This window comes from Bordetella genomosp. 13 (genome assembly GCF_007679965.1).
Classification (GTDB): domain Bacteria; phylum Pseudomonadota; class Gammaproteobacteria; order Burkholderiales; family Burkholderiaceae_B; genus Bordetella.
Window position 1 is genome coordinate 171187 of sequence record NZ_VEHL01000002.1, and the last position, 16617, is coordinate 187803.

Annotated in this window: 16 protein-coding genes and 1 riboswitch; of the genes, 2 read left to right on the forward strand and 14 right to left on the reverse strand. The window is 67.1% G+C overall.

Going from position 1 to position 16617, the window contains the following annotated elements; all coding sequences use genetic code 11:
- Window position 1: 1 nt before the first annotated feature.
- From FS845_RS06630 to pap, 4 genes are all read right to left on the reverse strand, one after another.
- Window positions 2-1084, reverse strand: a complete 1083-nt coding sequence (locus FS845_RS06630; protein WP_144631653.1) for a long-chain fatty acid--CoA ligase — start codon at window positions 1082-1084, stop codon at window positions 2-4.
- 76 nt (window positions 1085-1160) lie between these two features.
- Window positions 1161-1252, reverse strand: a riboswitch (TPP riboswitch).
- A 73-nt stretch (window positions 1253-1325) separates the two neighbouring features.
- Window positions 1326-1784 (reverse strand): HIT family protein, encoded by a 459-nt coding sequence (locus FS845_RS06635; protein WP_144631657.1) that lies wholly within the window; start codon window positions 1782-1784, stop codon window positions 1326-1328.
- A gap of 14 nt (window positions 1785-1798) precedes the next feature.
- On the reverse strand, window positions 1799-2263 hold the full coding sequence (locus tag FS845_RS06640; protein ID WP_144631660.1) for a GNAT family N-acetyltransferase: 465 nt from the start codon (window positions 2261-2263) through the stop codon (window positions 1799-1801).
- Window positions 2264-2276: 13 nt separating this feature from the next.
- The gene (pap, locus tag FS845_RS06645; RefSeq protein WP_144631663.1) at window positions 2277-3737 is read right to left on the reverse strand and encodes a polyphosphate:AMP phosphotransferase; all 1461 of its coding nucleotides are present in this window, start codon (window positions 3735-3737) and stop codon (window positions 2277-2279) included.
- A gap of 258 nt (window positions 3738-3995) precedes the next feature.
- Between pap and FS845_RS06650 the strand changes: the two genes are divergently transcribed.
- Window positions 3996-5003 (forward strand): Rpn family recombination-promoting nuclease/putative transposase, encoded by a 1008-nt coding sequence (locus FS845_RS06650; RefSeq protein ID WP_186332188.1) that lies wholly within the window; start codon window positions 3996-3998, stop codon window positions 5001-5003.
- Between the two features lie 43 nt (window positions 5004-5046).
- Here FS845_RS06650 and FS845_RS06655 read toward each other — a convergent pair whose 3' ends face one another.
- The 7 genes from FS845_RS06655 to FS845_RS06685 form a co-directional block, all read right to left on the reverse strand.
- The gene (locus FS845_RS06655; protein WP_144631669.1) at window positions 5047-6312 is read right to left on the reverse strand and encodes a phenylacetate--CoA ligase family protein; all 1266 of its coding nucleotides are present in this window, start codon (window positions 6310-6312) and stop codon (window positions 5047-5049) included.
- Between the two features lie 47 nt (window positions 6313-6359).
- Window positions 6360-7205, reverse strand: a complete 846-nt coding sequence (locus tag FS845_RS06660) for an ABC transporter ATP-binding protein (RefSeq protein ID WP_144631673.1) — start codon at window positions 7203-7205, stop codon at window positions 6360-6362.
- A 58-nt stretch (window positions 7206-7263) separates the two neighbouring features.
- Window positions 7264-8592 (reverse strand): ABC transporter substrate-binding protein, encoded by a 1329-nt coding sequence (locus FS845_RS06665; RefSeq protein ID WP_144631676.1) that lies wholly within the window; start codon window positions 8590-8592, stop codon window positions 7264-7266.
- Window positions 8593-9137: 545 nt separating this feature from the next.
- Window positions 9138-10202: a branched-chain amino acid ABC transporter permease gene (locus FS845_RS06670; RefSeq protein WP_144631679.1), complete on the reverse strand. Its 1065-nt coding sequence runs from the start codon at window positions 10200-10202 to the stop codon at window positions 9138-9140.
- Window positions 10203-10212: 10 nt separating this feature from the next.
- Window positions 10213-11142 (reverse strand): branched-chain amino acid ABC transporter permease, encoded by a 930-nt coding sequence (locus FS845_RS06675; protein ID WP_144631682.1) that lies wholly within the window; start codon window positions 11140-11142, stop codon window positions 10213-10215.
- Between the two features lie 15 nt (window positions 11143-11157).
- Entirely contained in the window at window positions 11158-11973 is an 816-nt protein-coding gene (locus FS845_RS06680; protein WP_144631685.1) for an ABC transporter ATP-binding protein, read from the reverse strand.
- Between the two features lie 144 nt (window positions 11974-12117).
- Window positions 12118-14088 carry an AMP-dependent synthetase/ligase gene (locus tag FS845_RS06685; protein ID WP_144631688.1) on the reverse strand — a complete coding sequence of 657 codons (1971 nt, stop codon included), beginning with the start codon at window positions 14086-14088 and terminating at the stop codon, window positions 12118-12120.
- Between the two features lie 162 nt (window positions 14089-14250).
- Between FS845_RS06685 and FS845_RS06690 the strand changes: the two genes are divergently transcribed.
- Window positions 14251-14952, forward strand: coding sequence for a Crp/Fnr family transcriptional regulator (locus FS845_RS06690; protein ID WP_144631691.1), 702 nt, complete (start codon window positions 14251-14253; stop codon window positions 14950-14952).
- A 19-nt stretch (window positions 14953-14971) separates the two neighbouring features.
- On the opposite strand, the gene FS845_RS06695 is transcribed toward FS845_RS06690, so the two are convergent.
- From FS845_RS06695 to FS845_RS06705, 3 genes are all read right to left on the reverse strand, one after another.
- On the reverse strand, window positions 14972-15391 hold the full coding sequence (locus tag FS845_RS06695; protein ID WP_186332189.1) for a type II toxin-antitoxin system VapC family toxin: 420 nt from the start codon (window positions 15389-15391) through the stop codon (window positions 14972-14974).
- Window positions 15388-15642 (reverse strand): type II toxin-antitoxin system Phd/YefM family antitoxin, encoded by a 255-nt coding sequence (locus FS845_RS06700; RefSeq protein ID WP_144631694.1) that lies wholly within the window; start codon window positions 15640-15642, stop codon window positions 15388-15390. Before FS845_RS06700 ends, FS845_RS06695 begins: the two co-directional genes overlap by 4 nt.
- Before the next feature lie 243 nt (window positions 15643-15885).
- A complete protein-coding gene (locus tag FS845_RS06705; protein WP_144631697.1) occupies window positions 15886-16608 on the reverse strand; it encodes an ABC transporter ATP-binding protein in 723 nt (240 codons plus the stop codon).
- Window positions 16609-16617 lie beyond the last annotated feature (9 nt).

Here is a 16617-nt window from a genome sequence, read left to right on the forward strand (position 1 = left end):
CTCATGCCGCCGCCGACCGGACGAACTCTTCCACCGCCAGCGAGCAGCCCTTGGCCTGCGCGCCTTCGGCGCGGCCCAGCAGCAGGAAGCCGCCCTCCGCGGGCTCGCCGACGTCTTCGGTGAGGATCGTGCTGACGGAATTGAAGTTGCCCAGGTCGCAATGCGCCAGGATGCCGCGCTCGCCGGCCGGCACGGTGCGGCCGGTGGCGGGATCGACCAGGCGCGAGCGTATCCAGTGCGGGCCCGACTTCACCGACGGCACGTCCACGTTGCCGTCGTCGTAGAACTGCGTGCTCAGTTCCGTCATGCCGTACATGTTGATGCACAGCGCGCGCGGCACGCCCAGCAGTTCCGACAGTTCGGCATAGAACGTGTCCAGCGGCAGTTCGCGCGACTGGCCCTTGTAGCCACCGGTGTCCAGGATGCGGCTGCCCGGCGCCAGGCGGAACGTGCGGCCCGCCTGGCGCAGCGCGTCGATCACGTGCACGAAGCTGAAGCTCGCGCCCAGCAGGGCATAGGGCTCGGCGCGCTGTTCGGCCTGTTCCAGGCGCTGCAACAGGCCTTGCAGGTCGATGCCCCGCGGCGACATGAAATAGCGGCTGTCGTCCGTGCCGAAGGCCGTCCTGGCCAGCGCCAGATAGTGGGCCAGCGACGAGTTCGGCATCGCGGCTTCGTCCGGGAACAGGATGCCCATGGGCATGCGGGCCACTCCCCGCATGACGCGCGCGGCGAAGTTGCGCGTCATGGAGAGATCGTAGACGTCCAGCCGGGGATGGAAGTGCCGTCCGCGCATGTCGGCGCGCGTGGTGCCGCTGGTCATGAAGACGCGCTCGCCCGGCAGGGGCGGCTCGCAGCGCAGCTCCATCGCCTTGAAGGCGTCGATGGGCACGGCCGGGATGTCGCTCCACGTCTTCACGGTGCGCGGCGTGGCGCCGCGGCGCTGGCAGAAGCTGCGATATGGCGCGTTGGCCGCGTATTGGTAGGCGAACAGGCGCAGCGCGATCTCGTCGAACTGGTCGTCGGTGCAGCCGTCCTGGGCGATGAATGAGAGCAGGTCCGCAACCGGGGGTTGGGCGTGGTTCATGGGCGTTCGTGATTCCTGTGCAGGGAAACTCCGAAGCCCGCCCTGCGCAAGGGCGCGTGTGTGCCACGCGGGACCCTGCCGAGGTCGATGCTCTTCTTACGCCGGTATGAGCCGGGTCAAGTTCGCGGGTCTGAATCTCAGCACTGGCGTGCACCCCGGAGCAATGGTCATGTTAACCCGCAATGCGCCGCACGGCTCGGCGGCCGCATGCCGCGGTGCAGCAAGGCGGCGGCCGGCGGTGTCAGGCCAGTGCGCTCAGCGCCTGGAGCAGCCGTTCCCGGTACCGCGGCAGCAATGCGCGCACGCGGGCCTGCCGGTCGTGCCAGACGGGCGTCTCGGCGCCCGCTGCCACGCGCGGCGCGGCCCAGACCGCGTCGGGAAAGTGCCGGTCGCCGCGCCAGCGCGGAATCACGTGCCAGTGCAGGTGCGGCACCATGTTGCCCAGCGCGGCCAGGTTGACCTTGTCCGGATGCAGCACCTCGCGCTGCGCCCGCTCCACGGCATACACGGCGCGCATGACGCGGTCGCGGTCCGGTTCGGACAGGGCGGTCATCTCGGCCACGTGCGCGTTCCACACCACGCGCGTGAAGCCGGGGTAGTCGGCATCGTCGACTTCTATCACGCGCAGCTGGTCGCCGCGCCACAGCAGCGCGCCGCCCGCCTGCTGGCAGAGCGGGCAATCGGCATCGTGGTTGCTCATGAAGGGCTCCTGGATCAATGCGAGGCGTTCAACGGCAGCGTTTTGCGGTACTGCACGAAGCCGGACCGGTCGGCGATGCGGTCGTACAGCTGCATGGCGGTCTGGTTGGTCTCGTGCGTCAGCCAGTACACGCGGGGCGTGTTGTTGCGCTGGGCGTCGGCGTACACGTGTTCGATCAGTGCGCGTCCCGCGCCGGTGCCGCGCACGTCGGGCGCCACGAACAGGTCCTGCAGGTAGCAGTAGTCGCCTGCCGTCCACGTGGACCGATGATAGATCCAGTGCACCAGCCCGACCGCGCGCCCGTCCTGCATCGCCAGCGCGGCATGCATGGGCTGCGCGGGATCGAGGAAGCGCTCCCAGGTGTTGCGCGTGACCGTATCGGTGATGTCGACGCGGTAGAACGATTGATAGCCTTTCCACAGCGGCAGCCAGGCATCGAAATCGTCGGGGGAAACAGGGCGGATCAGCAGGTCGGACATGGGTGTCGGCAAGTCAGAGTTGGGATTCCAGTGCATGCACCACGTGGCGCAGCACTTGCAGGCGCGCATGGCGCTTGTCGTTGGCCGGGACCAGGTGCCACGGCGCATGGCTGCTGTCGGTGCGCGCCATCATCTCGTTGGCCGCATCGGCATAGGGCTGCCATTTCTCGCGGTTGCGCCAGTCGTCGGGCGTGATCTTGAAGTTCTTGAAGGGCGAGGATTCCCGCTCCTGGAAGCGTTCGAGCTGCACGTCGGCCGTCACCGCCAGCCAGAACTTCAGCACGATGGCGCCGCTGTCGGCCAGCTGCTTCTCGAAGTCGTTGATCTCGCCGTAGGCGCGCTGCCATGCGGCGGGCGGGGTGAACTTCTCGACCCGCTCGACCAGCACCCGGCCATACCACGAGCGGTCGAAGATGGCGACGCGCCCGTGCGAGGGAATGCGGCGCCAGAAGCGCCACAAATAGGGCCGGGCCAGCTCGTATGGCGCGGGCGCGGACACCGGCGTGATGTCGAACTGGCGCGCATCCAGCGCCTGCGTGACGCGCCGGATGGCGCCGCCCTTGCCCGCCGCGTCCTGGCCCTCGAACACCAGCACCAGCGAATGCGCGTCGAACTTCGGCGAGCGCACCGCGCGCGCCAGCCGGCCCTGCAGCAGGCCCAGCTCGGTGTCGTAGTCGTCCTTGTCGGCGTGCACCGCGTAATCCAGTTTGCCGAGGCGGTCGGTGATGCGCGGACGGGCTGGCGTGCGCGGCTGCGCCACGCGGGGCAGGCTGCGCCGGCGCAATGCGCGCAGCACGGCCTCGGCGGTGCTGACGGTGCGCATGGATTCATCGGCGCTGGGTACCACCACCCACGGCGCGTGCGGCACGTCCGTGTGCGTCAGCGCGACCTCGGCCGCCGAGCGCAGCCGCTTGAATTTCCTGGCCACCTTGCGGTCGGCGGGCGTCACCTGCCATGAGGTCTCGGGGCTGGCCAGCAGGCGCTCGGTGCGTTCGGCCTGCGCTTGCGCCGACAGGTGATACCAGAGCTTGATCACCTGCACGCCGTTGGCGGCAAGCTGCGCCTCGAACGCACGCACGTGCGTGGCATGGCGTTCCAGCACATCGGCATCGGGCTTCTTGCGCGCGGCTTCGCGCAGCAGGGGCTGGTACCAGGAGCCGAAGACGATGCCGATGCGGCCGTTCTCCGGCAGCTCGTTCCAGTAACGCCACAGCGGCGGGCGCTGCGCCTCGGACTCGGCGGGATCGCCGAATGCCATGGTGTGGATGTGGCGCGGATCCATCCATTCGTTCAGCAGGTTGATCGTGGCGCCCTTGCCGGCGCCGTCGATGCCGGCCACCACGATCAGCAGCGAACGGTCCGCTTTTTTCAGCAGGTCGTATTGCGCCTTGAGCAGCGCGGTGCGCAGGCGTGTCTCGTGGGACTTGAACGTTTCCTTGGCCAGGACGGGATCGGTTTCCGCTTCGCTGAACATGAGGGCAGGGCGCCTTGCTGGGGGATGGTGGATTCGGGAATGGTGCGGGATATCGGCCGGCGGCGCAAGGCGGGGCGTCCGGTGGGCCTTTGCCGATGGCGCGTGCGGCAATCCTCGTCGCTGGCTGGGCGTGGGATTCGAGGCGCGCGCCGAGCGACGTACGTAGATCCCGCAATGGATGAAAGCGTGCGCGGCGCGGCCTGCCAGCCGGCCGCGCCGGTAGCGTATCGGTCATCCCGGACTCTTGATGAAGGCGCCATGACCCGCCACGACACCCTCTACAAACGCCTGTTTTCGCACCCGCCGATGATGCGATCCCTGCTGCAGGGATTCACGCCGGAAAGCTGGACCCGGCAGCTCGACTGGTCCACCCTGGAAAAACGGTCCGCCGAGTTCGTCGCCGAGAACCGGCGGACGCGGCGTGGCGATCTGGTCTGGCGCGTGCGTGCGGGGCGCGACGGTCCGCCGGTCTACCTGCTGCTGGAGTTCCAGTCCCGGGTGGATGCGCGGATGGCGTTGCGCATGATGACGTACCTGGGGCTGTTCTGCGAAGAGCTGGTGCGCCAGGACAGTGTCGGGCGCCTGCCGCTGGCACTGCCGCCGGTGCTTCCGATGGTGCTGTACAGCGGCGTTTCGCGCTGGCGGGCGGCGTGCGACATCGGCGATCTGTTCCTTTGCGGCCCGGACGTGCTGCAACCGTATCGCCCGCGATTGCGTTATCTGTTGATCGACCAGATCCGCGCGGTTCGTTCCGCGGAGCTGCCCGAGGAGAATCTGGCGGCGGCATTCTTCCAGATCGAAAGCGGCGCGTCGGTCGAAGTGTTCCTCGCCGCGTTGCAGACCTTGCATCGGGGCACGCTGGCGCCTGAAATGGCCGAATTGCGCGGTGATTTGGTCTTATGGTTGCGGGCGCATCGCGAATTGGCCGAACAGGCCATTAAGCTGCTGGAATCTCAAGACATGGAGACCGAGATGGGATTGTTCAAACGCGCCGAGGCCAATCGGATGCGGGCAATGATCGGGCAGATGGCCCATGAGGCGCTCGAAGCGGAAGCCCGCAGGAAATTCGCGCAAGGCATCGAGCAAGGCATCCGTACGGCAGGCATGGCAATGCTCGAACGGCAGCTGTCGCACCGGTTCGGCCCCTTGCCCCCCGACCTGCAAGCGCGCCTGGCTTCTGCGCCTGCGGAACAGATCCAGCAATGGGCCATCGCCGTGCTGGACGCCTCCAGCCCCGAAGAGGTGTTCGCGCTGCCTGGCCATTGACGTGCCGATGCCGGCCCGCCAGCCGCCAGGCCGACGGGCGCGCTCAGTCATACGACCGCACGTCATCGATCACCTTCCCGTCATTGGGCAGCGACTGCGGCGCGACCCATTCCACCTCGGCTCGCAGCTTGGTCACCTCGCGCACCGTCTGCGCGATGCGGGCGGCCAGGTCGGGCGTGCCGGCGCCGTGCTCTATCTTCAGTGTCATGGTGTCGCTGCCCACCTTGCCGCTGATCACCAGCCGGGCACGGCCGATGCCGGGATGGCGCGCGGCCACCTCGGCTACCTGTGACGGGTGCACGAACAGCCCGCGCACCTTGGTGGTCTGGTCCGCGCGTCCCATCCAGCCGCGGATGCGCGTATTGGTGCGGCCGCAGGGCGACAGCCCGGGCATCACCGCCGACAGATCGCCGGTCCCGAAGCGCACCAGCGGATAGTCCGGATTGAAGGTGGTGATGACGACCTCGCCCACCTCGCCCTCGGGCACGGGCTCGCCGGTGCCCGGCCGCACGATCTCCAGTATCAGTTCCTCGCCCAGCACCAGGCCGTCGCGCGCCGGCGTCTCGAAGGCGATCATGCCCAGGTCCGCGCTGCCATAGGCCTGGTAGCCGGCCACGCCGCGCGCCAGCAGCCAATCGCGCAGCGACGGCGGGAAGGCCTCGCCCGACACCAGTGCGTGGCGCAGCGAGGGCAGGGCCACGCCCATCTCGTCGGCCTTTTCAAGAATGATCTTCAGGAAGCTGGGCGTGCCCACGTAGCCGTGCGGCGCCAGGTCGGCGATGGCGCGCACCTGCTGCTCCGTCTGCCCCGTGCCGCCCGGAAACACCGTGCAGCCGATGGCGTGCGCGGCGGTTTCCATCATCGAGCCCGCTGGCGTGAAATGGTACGAGAAGCAGTTGTAGGCCAGCTGGCCCGAGCGAAACCCCGCCGCGTACAGCGCGCGCGCGAAGCGCCAGTAGTCGGGCCGCGCGCTTTCGGGTTCGTAGATGGGGCCGGGCGAGGCAAAGGCGCGCATGGCCTGTCCCCAACCGATGGCCGAGAAGCCGCCGAAAGCCTTGGCAGGTCCGGCCGGCGCATTGCCCGCGCGGCTGTGCTGCTGGGTCTCCAGCAACTCGTGCTTGCGCAGCACGGGCAGCCGTGCCAGGTCGCCCCGGCTGGCCACGCCGCGCAGGTCGATGCCCTGCAGTTGCAGCCCGATGGCCGGGGCGCCCGCGGCCGCGCGCTGCAGCGCCTGCGGCAAGGCCGCCATCAGGCCGCGCTCGCGCTCGGCGGGGTCGCGGGTTTCCAGGGTGTCGAAGTAGTCGGACATGTGAGCGCCTTTATGCGATGCGGATGCGCCGATGTGGGAATCAGGATTCAGGCCAGCCAGCGTTTGCGGCGGCGATAGAACTTCTGGTCGCGGAAACTCTTGCGTTCGCCGCTGGCGATGCCCAGGTAGAACTCCTTGACGTCCTCGTTGCGCGCCAGGTCGCCGGCCGCGCCGTCCATCATCACGCGGCCGTTCTCCAGGATGTAGCCGTAGTCGGCATAGCGCAGCGCGATGTTGGTGTTCTGTTCGGCCAGCAGGAAGCTGACGCGTTCGCGCTGGTTCAGGTCGCGCACGATCTCGAAGATCTCTTCCACGATCTGCGGCGCCAGCCCCATCGAGGGCTCGTCCAGCAGGATCATGTTGGGGCTGGCCATCAGCGCGCGGCCGATGGCCGTCATCTGCTGCTCGCCGCCCGAGGTGTAGCCGGCCTGGCTGGCGCGTCGCTGCTTCAGGCGCGGAAAATACTGGTACACCTTGTCCAGCGAGGCCGCCACCTCGCCGCGGCCGTGGCGCGTGTACGCGCCAGTCAGCAGGTTCTCTTCCACCGTCAGGTGCGCGAAGCAGTGCCGGCCTTCCATCACCTGTACGACGCCGCGCCGCACCAGTTCGGCCGGCGACAGCCGCTCGATGCGCTCATCGCGATAGCGGATGTGGCCCTTGGTGACGTCGCCGCGTTCGCCCTTCAGCAGGTTCGACACCGCGCGCAGCGTGGTGGTCTTGCCCGCGCCGTTGGCGCCCAGCAGCGCCACGATGCGGCCCTCGGGCACCTGAAGCGACACGCCTTTCAACACCAGGATGACGTGGTTGTAGATGACCTCGATGCCGTTGACGTCCAGCAGCACCTTGTCGGCGGCCGGCACGGGCGCGACGCCGGAAGCGGGTAGGGTGTCCATCGCGATTCCTGTGGGGTTGTGGCCCGCCGCCGGCACCGGCCGGCGGCGGCCGCGATCATCAGCCGGCGCAGTTGCGCGGGGTGATGTTCTTCTCCTTGGCGTACTTGGCCGCCATTTCCTTCACCAGCGGGCCGACCACGTTCCTGTCGGCCTGGTACCAGTCGGACTTCACCTCGAACTTGGCCCCGTCCCACTGCGCGATGCGCGCCCAGTCGCCGCCGGTGTGGTCGGCGCAGCTGGTCTTGACCGGCCGCATGATCTCGCCGAAGCCCAGTTCGTTCAGCCGCTCCTGTGTCAGGTTCAGGTTCTCGAAGCCCCAGCGCACCTGCTCGGGCGTCAGCGCCTTGCCCTTGCCGTACTTCTCCTGCGCGGTACGGATGGCCTCGACCTGAAGCATCGAGATCATCATGCCGCGCGTGTGCGCGATGGTGCCCAGCGTGTTCTTGGCGCTGCTGTCGCTGCCCTGGCCCTTGTCGTAGACGAATTTCTTCAGGTCGGCGTGCACCTTGCCGTTGGCCGTGGCGCTGTTGTGGATGGTGACGGTGTTGTAGCCCTTGGCGACCTGGCCCAGGTCCTTCACGTCGCCTTCGGAACCCGCCCACCAGATGGCGTACATCTTGTCGCGCGGATACCCGCTGGCCTGCGCTTCGCGGATGGCGGTCGGCGTCATGATGCCGGCGCTCCACAGCAGCACGTACGCGGGCCGCTGCTGGCGCACCTGCAGCCAGGTCGACTTCTGCTCGACGCCCGGTGCGGTCACGGGATAGAGCAGCAGCTCGAAGCCGGCCGCGGCCGCGCGCTTCTGCAGCAGCGGAATCGGTTCCTTGCCGTACGGCGAGTCGTGGTAGACCAGGGCGATCTTCTTGCCCTTGAGCTTGTCCATGCCGCCTTCTTTCTTGGCGATGTCCTGGATCATGACGTCGGCCGCGGTCCAGTACGTGCCCAGCAGCGGGAAGTTCCACTCGAACACGCTGCCGTCGGTGGACTGCGACAGCCCGTAGCCCACGGTCTCCACGGGGATCTTGTCGACCATCGCCTTGTCGCTGACCGCGAAGGTGATGCCGGTCGACTGCGAATCGAACCCTGCGGCCCCGGTGCCCCGTCCCTTCAGCCGCTCATAGCACTCGACGCCACGATCGGTCGCATACGCGGTCTCGCACTCCTCATACGTCAGCTTCACCCCGTTGACGCCGCCATCCCGGGCATTCACCAGCTTCAGGTAATCCAGCTTGCCGTCGGCCCACGGAATGCCCAGCGGGGCGAACGATCCGGTGCGATACACCAGCAGCGGAATGAACTGCTCATCGGCGGCGGCCGGCGCGGCGGCCGCCAACGAGCCCAGAACGGCCAGCGCGGCCGCGGCGGATTTCAGATTCAGGCGCTTCATAGTCGTTGTCTCCGTTTGTCCGGTCTGCATGCCGGGTTTGCTTCGTTTTTTCAGACTGGTTCAGCTGACTGCACGTACATCTCTGAATGCGTTGATTTGACCTTGAGCCGCATCGCTGCGTCTGGAATGGGCCGCGCCGGCCAGGTCGTCGGGCTCGGGCGCGCCACCAGGCGCCCTCGGTCCCCTGCGGGGACTACCCCTCCTCCAATTGGCCGTCACGGCCCATTCCAGACGCAGCGATGCTCAAGCATCTCCATCAACACCCTTAACATCCTTGCCCCAAAAAAAGCGTTCTCGCTCTGCCGCCATCCCCACGCCAAGAACGCCTGTTTTCTCTCTCACCCCCCGACATCGGCCAACACGATGTCGGGCCCTGCGATTCATGAGTCAGTCGGCAACCCGAGGCCTCGACGGCCAATTGGAGAAGGGGAAGCCGCGCAGCGGCCGAGGGCGCCTGATGGCGCGCCCGAGCCCGACGACTTGGCCGGCGAGGCCTCGGGTTGCCGACTGACTCCTCAAGAACCCAAACAACCCCTCCAAAGCAATCAATGCGGAAACGGCCATATCCGCAATTTCTCCTTCCCGATGCTCCACAACCTGGCCAACCCATGCGGCTCCGCGATCAGGAAGAACACGATCAACGCCCCGAACACCATATGCTCCACGTGCGCCGCCGTATCCACCGACAATGGCAACCCCAGCATGTGCGGAATGTTGGTCAGCGCCACCGGTACCAGCACGATGAACGCCGCCCCGAAGAAGCTGCCCAGGATCGATCCCAGCCCGCCGATGATCACCATGAACAGCAGCTGGAACGAGCGCGCCAGGTCGAACGCCAGCGGCTCCCACGACCCCAGGTGGATGTAGCCCCACAGCGCGCCGGCCACCCCCACGATGAACGAGCTGACCGCGAACGCCGACAGCTTCGCGTACATCGGCCGGATGCCGATCACCGCCGCGGCCACGTCCATGTCGCGGATCGCCATCCACTGCCGGCCGATCGCGCCGCGCACCAGGTTCTTGGCCAGCAGCGTGAACACCGCCACGAAGCCCAGCACGAACAGGTACTTCTGCATCGCCGTCTGCACGGGCAGTCCGAAGGCGGTCAGCGCGGGCACCGATACGCTGCCCGACGAGGAATAGTTCGTGAAGAACGGGATGCGCAGGAAGGCCCAGTCCACGAAGAACTGCGCCGCCAGCGTGGCCACCGCCAGGTACAGGCCGCGGATGCGCAGGCTGGGGATGCCGAAGATCACGCCCACCAGCGTGGCGAAGCAGCCGCCTACCAGGATCTGCAGCACCAGCGGTGCGCCGGGCAGCCGCACGCCTACATTCCAGGCCGCATACGCGCCCACGGCCATGAAGGCGCCCGTGCCCAGCGAGATCTGCCCGCAATAGCCCACCAGCACGTTCAGGCCCACCGCAGCCAGCGACAGGATCAGGAAGGGAATCAGGATGGCGCGCAGGAAATAGTCGCTGGCCAGCAGGGGAATGGCCACGAAGGCCACCGCCAGCAGCAGCGCGATGAAGATGCGGTCCTGGCGGATCGGGAAGATCTGCTGGTCGGCGCGGTAGCTGGTCTTGAACTGGCCGTTTTCGCGATAGAACATGTCTTTATCCTCAGATCCGGTCGATGATCTTCTCGCCGAACAGCCCCTGCGGGCGGAACAGCAGGAACACCAGCGCCAGCACGTACGCGAACCAGATCTCGATGCCGCCGCCCACCAGCGAGCCCAGGTAGACTTCGGACAGCTTCTCGCCCACGCCGATGATCAGGCCGCCGATGATGGCGCCCGGCACCGACGTCAGCCCGCCCAGGATCACCACCGGAAGCGCGCGCAGCGCCGCGGTCGACAGCGTGAACTGCACGCCGAACTTCGAGCCCCACACGATGCCCGCCACCAGCGCGACCAGGCCGGCCACGCTCCACACGATCACCCAGATGCGGTTCAGCGGAATGCCGATGGACTGCGCCGCCTGGTGGTCGTCGGCCACGGCGCGCAGCGCGCGGCCCGTGGACGTGTACTGGAAGAACAGCGCCAGCGTGGCCACCAGCAGCGCGGCCACCAGGGCCGCCGTCAGGTCCTCCAGGTTGATCAGCAGGCCGCCCTCGAACATGCCCTCCAGGATCACCGCCGGGTCCTTCGGCATGCCCACGTCGATCGAATACACCGAGCTGCCGAAGGCGATCTGCCCCAGGCCGTCCAGGAAGTAGCTGATGCCCAGCGTGGCCATCAGCAGCGTGGTGGCCTCCTGGTTCACCAGGTGGCGCAGCACGAAGCGCTCCACCGCCATCGCCAGCAGGAACATGATGGCCGCGCTGACGATGAAGGCCAGGATGTTGGCCACCAGCATGTTCTCGAAGCCCAGCCAGCGCGGGATCCATTCGGAGAAGCGCGCCATCGACAGCGCCGCCACCAGCACCATCGCGCCCTGCGCGAAATTGAAGACGCCCGAGGCCTTGAAGATCAGCACGAAGCCCAGGCCGATCAGCGCGTACAGCATGCCGCTCATCAGCCCGCCGAACAGGGTTTCCAGGAAAAATCCCATCGTCGTTCCTTGTGCTCAGTGCGCCAGCGCGGCATCGCCGCCCACGCCCAGGTAGGCGCGGATCACGTCCGGATCGGCGCGCACCTCGTCGGGCGTGCCGTCGCCGATCTTCTTGCCGTAGTCCAGGACCACCACCCGGTCGGAGATGTCCATGACCACGCCCATGTCGTGCTCGATCAGCACGATGGTCGTGCCGAACTCGTCGTTCACGTCCAGGATGAAGCGGCTCATGTCCTGCTTCTCCTCGATGTTCATGCCGGCCATCGGCTCGTCCAACAGCAGCAGGCGCGGCTCCATGGCCAGCGCGCGGCCCAGGTCCACGCGCTTCTGCAGGCCATAGGGCAGGCGGCCCACGGGCGTCTTGCGATAGGCCTGGATCTCGAGGAAGTCGATGATGTTCTCGACGAACTCGCGGTGCGCGATCTCCTCGCGCTCGGCCGGGCCCCAGCGCAGCGCCTGCGCCAGCAGGCCGCATTTCATGCGCAGGTTGCGGCCGGTCATGATGTTGTCCAGCACGCTCATGCCCTTGAACAGTGCCAGGTTCTGGAACGTGCGCGCGATGCCCATCACGGCCGCGCGGCGCGGGTTCATGCGCGAGAAGCGCTCGCCGCGCAGCATGATGCCGCCCTTCTGCGGCGTGTAGACGCCGTTGATGACGTTGAGCATCGAGCTCTTGCCGGCGCCGTTCGGGCCGATGATGGCGCGGATCTCGTGCTCGCGTACGTTGAACGAGATGTCGGTCAGCGCCTTCACGCCGCCGAAGGACAGCGAGATGTTCTGCATGTCCAGCATGACGTCGCCGATGCGCTGCGCGTGTTGTCTGTCGCTCATGTCGTTGCCTCATGCCGCCAAGCAGCACACGCTGCACCTGGAATGGATGCGGCCCGATCGGGGACGCGGCGGATCCGGCTTTGCCCGGCCGCCCGCGTCGCCCCCTGGGGGGCGCGCGTCAGCGCGTAGGGGGGAGTCATCACTTCATGCCGCCTTTGCCGTGATGGCGGGAAAGGTCTTCACGGAGCAGATGCGCAGGTCCGCCGAGATGCGGCCCGTGCGGCCGTCCTCGTACTTCACCTCCGTCTCGATGAACTGGTTCTGGCGCCCGTCGTACAGCGCGTCCACCAGCACCGCGTACTTCTGCGCGATGAAGGCGCGCCGCACCTTGCGCGTGCGCGTCAGTTCGTCGTCGTCCGGGTCAAGCTCCTTGTGCAGGATCAGGAAGCGCGCCACCTGCGAGGCGGCCAGCCGCGCGTCGCCCGCCAGGTCGGCGTTGACCTGCTCCACGCAATCGCGGATCAACTCGTATACGGCGTCCTTGCCCGCCAGGTCGGTGTAGCCCGCGTAGGGCAGGCCGCGCCGTTCCGCCCAGTTGCCCACGGCTTCCAGGTCGATGTTGATGAAGGCGCATGCCTCGGCGCGCCCCGCGCCGAAGGCCACCGCTTCCTTGATGTAAGGAAAGAACTTCAGCTTGTTCTCGATGTACTTGGGCGCGAACAGGCTGCCGCCGGCCAGCTTGCCCACATCCTTGGCGCGGTCGATGATCTTCAGTTGTCCATCGCCGTCCAGGTAGCCCGCGTCGCCGGTATGGAACCAGCCTTCGGCGTCGCGCGCCTCGCGCGTGGCCTCGGGATTGCGGTAGTACTCCTTGAACAGCCCGGGGCTCTTGACCAGTATCTCGCCGCTGTCGGACACGCGGATCTGCACGCCGTCCACGGGCGGGCCCACGGTGTCGTCGCGCACCTGGCCGTCGGCCTGCACGCACACGAACACCGAAGTCTCGGTCGAGCCGTACAGCTGCTTCAGGTTGATGCCGATGGACCGGTAGAACACGAACAGGTCCGGTCCGATGGCCTCGCCGGCGGTATAGGCCACGCGTACGCGGCTCATGCCCAGCGCGTTGCGCAGCGGGCCGTACACGGTGACGTCGCCCAGCAGGTAGCACAGGCGGTCCCAGGCGCCCACGGGCTGGCCGTCCAGGATGCGCGTGCCCACGCGCCGCGCCAGCCCCATGGCCGCGTGATACAGCTTGCGCTTGAGATAGCCGGCGTCTTCCATGCGGATGGTGACGTGCGTCAGCAGGCCTTCCAGCACGCGCGGCGGCGCGAAGTAATAGGTGGGACCGATGTCGCGCATGTCGATCGACACCGTCTCGGGCGACTCGGGATGGTTCACCGTGAAGCCCGACACCAGCAGCTGGGTGTACGAGAACATGTTCTGGCCGATCCACGCCGGCGGCAGGTAGGCCAGCACGTCTTCCTGGTCGGTCAGGCGCTCCATCTCGGCCACGGCGCGGGCGCGGTCGATCAGCGCATGGTGCGTCAGCACCACGCCCTTGGGGCGGCCCGTGGTGCCCGAGGTGTAGAACATGGCGGCGGGGTCGTGGGGCTGCACGGCCGCGGCCGCCCGTTCGAAGTGATCGGGATGCTGCGCGGCGTAGGCCTCGCCCAGTTGCTCCAGCCTCTCGTACGCGCACAGCATGGCATCGGAATAATGGCGCAGGCCACGCGGGTCGTCGTACACCACGTGCGCTAGCGCGGGGCACTGCTCACGCACCTCGAGCATCTTGTCGACCTGCTCCTGGTCCTCGACCACCGCCACGCTGATCTCGGCGTCCTGCAGCACATACACCATCTCCTGCGCCACGGCGTCCTGGTACAGCGGCACGGGAATGGCGCCCAGCGCCTGCGCGGCCATCATCGCCACGTACAGGCGCGGCCGGTTCTCGCCGATCACGGCCACGTGCATGCCGGGGCCGATGCCCAGATGGGCGAGCCCATTGGCCACCAGGCGGGCGTGATGCGCCACGTCGCTCCAGCTCAGCGTCTGCCAGATCCCGAGATCCTTCTCGCGGATGGCGGGACGCGCGCCGCGGACGCGGGCGTGTTCCTGCAGCAGCGCGGGAAACGTCTGCGCCGCCGCCGGCACCGCCGCGGGCGTTGGATGTGCCACGTTGTCTCCTCCGGTGCATGGCGCCCGTCGTCCGCAAGCGTGGCGGAACGATGGGTGCGGCCCAGTTCGTTTTTAGATTTACGGCAGGACTTAAGGTATAAGGTTACGCAGCACTCAACTGTCGTTATCGCGACATTCGACGACAATCAAGGGTAATTCCCCATGCAGATCGCCGACTCCCTGCAGCTGGCCGCCGCCTGGTTCCGCGTCCTGGACGCGGACCAGCAGGCGCGCGTCGAACGCGACGTGGCGGTGCAGCAGGTGCAGGCCGGCGCCATCATCGAACGCAAGGGCGATCCCGCGCTGGTGTGGATCGGCGTGCTGGCCGGGCTGGTGCGCGTGTCGGTGGGCAACTCTGACGGCAAGGTCGCGTCGTTGACCGGCGTGCCCGCGGGCGGCTGGATCGGCGAGGGCTCGTTGCTCAAGCGCGAGGTGCGCAAGTACGACGTGGTGGCCTTGCGCGATTCCGTGGTCGCGCGCCTGCCCGCCGCCACCTTCGACTGGCTGCTGGACACCAGCATTCCGTTCAACCGCTACCTGCTGCACCAGTTGAACGAGCGCGTCGCGCAGTTCATCGGCAAGGCCGAATACGATCGCCTGCTCGATCCCGACGCGCGCGTGGCGCGCTGCCTGGCCGAGTTGTTCAACCCCTTGCTCTATCCCGGCATGGGCATGCGCCTGGCGATCACGCAGGAAGAGGTCGGGTACCTCGCGCGCGTGTCGCGCCAGCGCGTGAACCAGGCGCTGCGCAAGCTCGAGGAAGCGGGCTTGCTGACCGTGGAATACGGTGCGGTGCGCGTGCGAGACCTGGACGGTTTGAAGCGCTACGGGTCGGATGCGTTGCGGGATGCGGCGGTGGTTTGAGGCAAATGTCTGGCGTACGCTACTTCCACGGATTGAAGAGCGTTGCGCCCGTCGATTCGAAGTCGGCCACATTCCGCGTGACGACGGTCATGCCGTGCACCAGCGCCGTTGCAGCGATCAACGCACCGGCTTCGGCTCCGGGATCGGGAACGTGCATCCGCGCGCAGCGTTGTGCAACGACGGTATCGACAGGAAGCACGCGTGCCGCGAACTCGGGCAGGACGCGGCCTTCCAGCCAGGCTCGCAGCAAGGCCCCTTGCCTGGCGTCCTTGCGTTCCAGCTGAAGCACGCCTACCTCCAGCTCGAGCACCGTGAGCGCGGACAGATAAAGGCTGTTCGCGTCGACGCTTTCGGCCCACTTCGCGACGCAAGGGTCTGCCTTGCCCGAACTGATCTTGCGCAGTTCGGATACGACGTTGGTATCGAGCAGGTACATCATGAGAAATCCGCGGGCCGTATGCCGATGTTGATGCGCGGTGGGTCGAACTCGATGTCAGCGACTTCGGGCATTGCCAGTGCATCCGCGATCTTCCGACGGCCGCCGGTAAGCCGTTGATAGTCTTTCATGCTCAGCAGCACGTGTGCCGGTTTGCCGCGGTCCGTGATGAAGACCGGGCCATCGGCTGCGGCTTTTTTTGCGCGGCCGGTGTCCTGGTTGAACTCGCGGCTGGTTAGGGTGGTGATGGGCATGGGCAGCACCGCGGGCAGGCGGCCGGGGTTGATATGTATAAACATTACTACATACTTCCTGGCGTGGACAACCGGGAACCATTCCTATTTTCTGGGCAGGCGTTTGCCTCAAGAAAGGGTAAATTCATGCGCGGGCTCTTTGCGGTGCAGCAAGTCGATCGATGTCGCTCAGCTTATTACTTGTCCGGGCCCGTTCAATTGGACAAAAAAAGCCCCGCGTCGTAAACGCCGCGCCGCCGCCCTTCAATGCCCCCCACCCAGATACGCCGCCACCACCGCCGGATCATGCTTCAGCTTTTCCGCCGGCCCGTGCACGGATATGCGGCCGTTCTCCAGCACGTACCCATAATCCGCCACGTTCAGCGCCGCCGCCGCGAACTGCTCCACCAGCAGCATGGTCACCCCCTGTTCCTTCAGGCGGCCGATGATGCGGAACACTTCTTCCACCAGGATGGGCGCCAGGCCCATGGATGGCTCGTCCAGCAGCACCAGCTCAGGGTTCAGCATCACGGCGCGGGCCATGGCCAGCATCTGCTGCTCGCCGCCCGACAGCGTGCCGGCCAGCTGGTTGCGCCGCTCTTTCAGGCGCGTGAACAGTTCCAGCGCGCGCTCCAGGTCGGCCTGCACGTCGCCGCGCGGGCGCTTGCCGGTCAGGCGCGGATACGCGCCCAGCAGCAGGTTGTCGGTGACCGACAGCGTGGGGAACACGCGCCGGCCTTCCGGCGAATGCGCCAGTCCCAGGCGCGCGATGCGGTGCGAATCCAGGCCGTCGATGCGCTTGGCATCCAGCGTGATCTCGCCCGCAGTCGGCTTGATCATGCCCGACAGCGCGCGCATCGTGGTGGTCTTGCCCGCGCCGTTCGAGCCGATCAGCGTCACTACCTTGGCGCGAGGCACGTCCATACTGACGCCGTGCAGCACCTTGACCTTGCCGTAGCCCGCTTCCAGATTCTTGATGGACAGCATTGTGTAGTT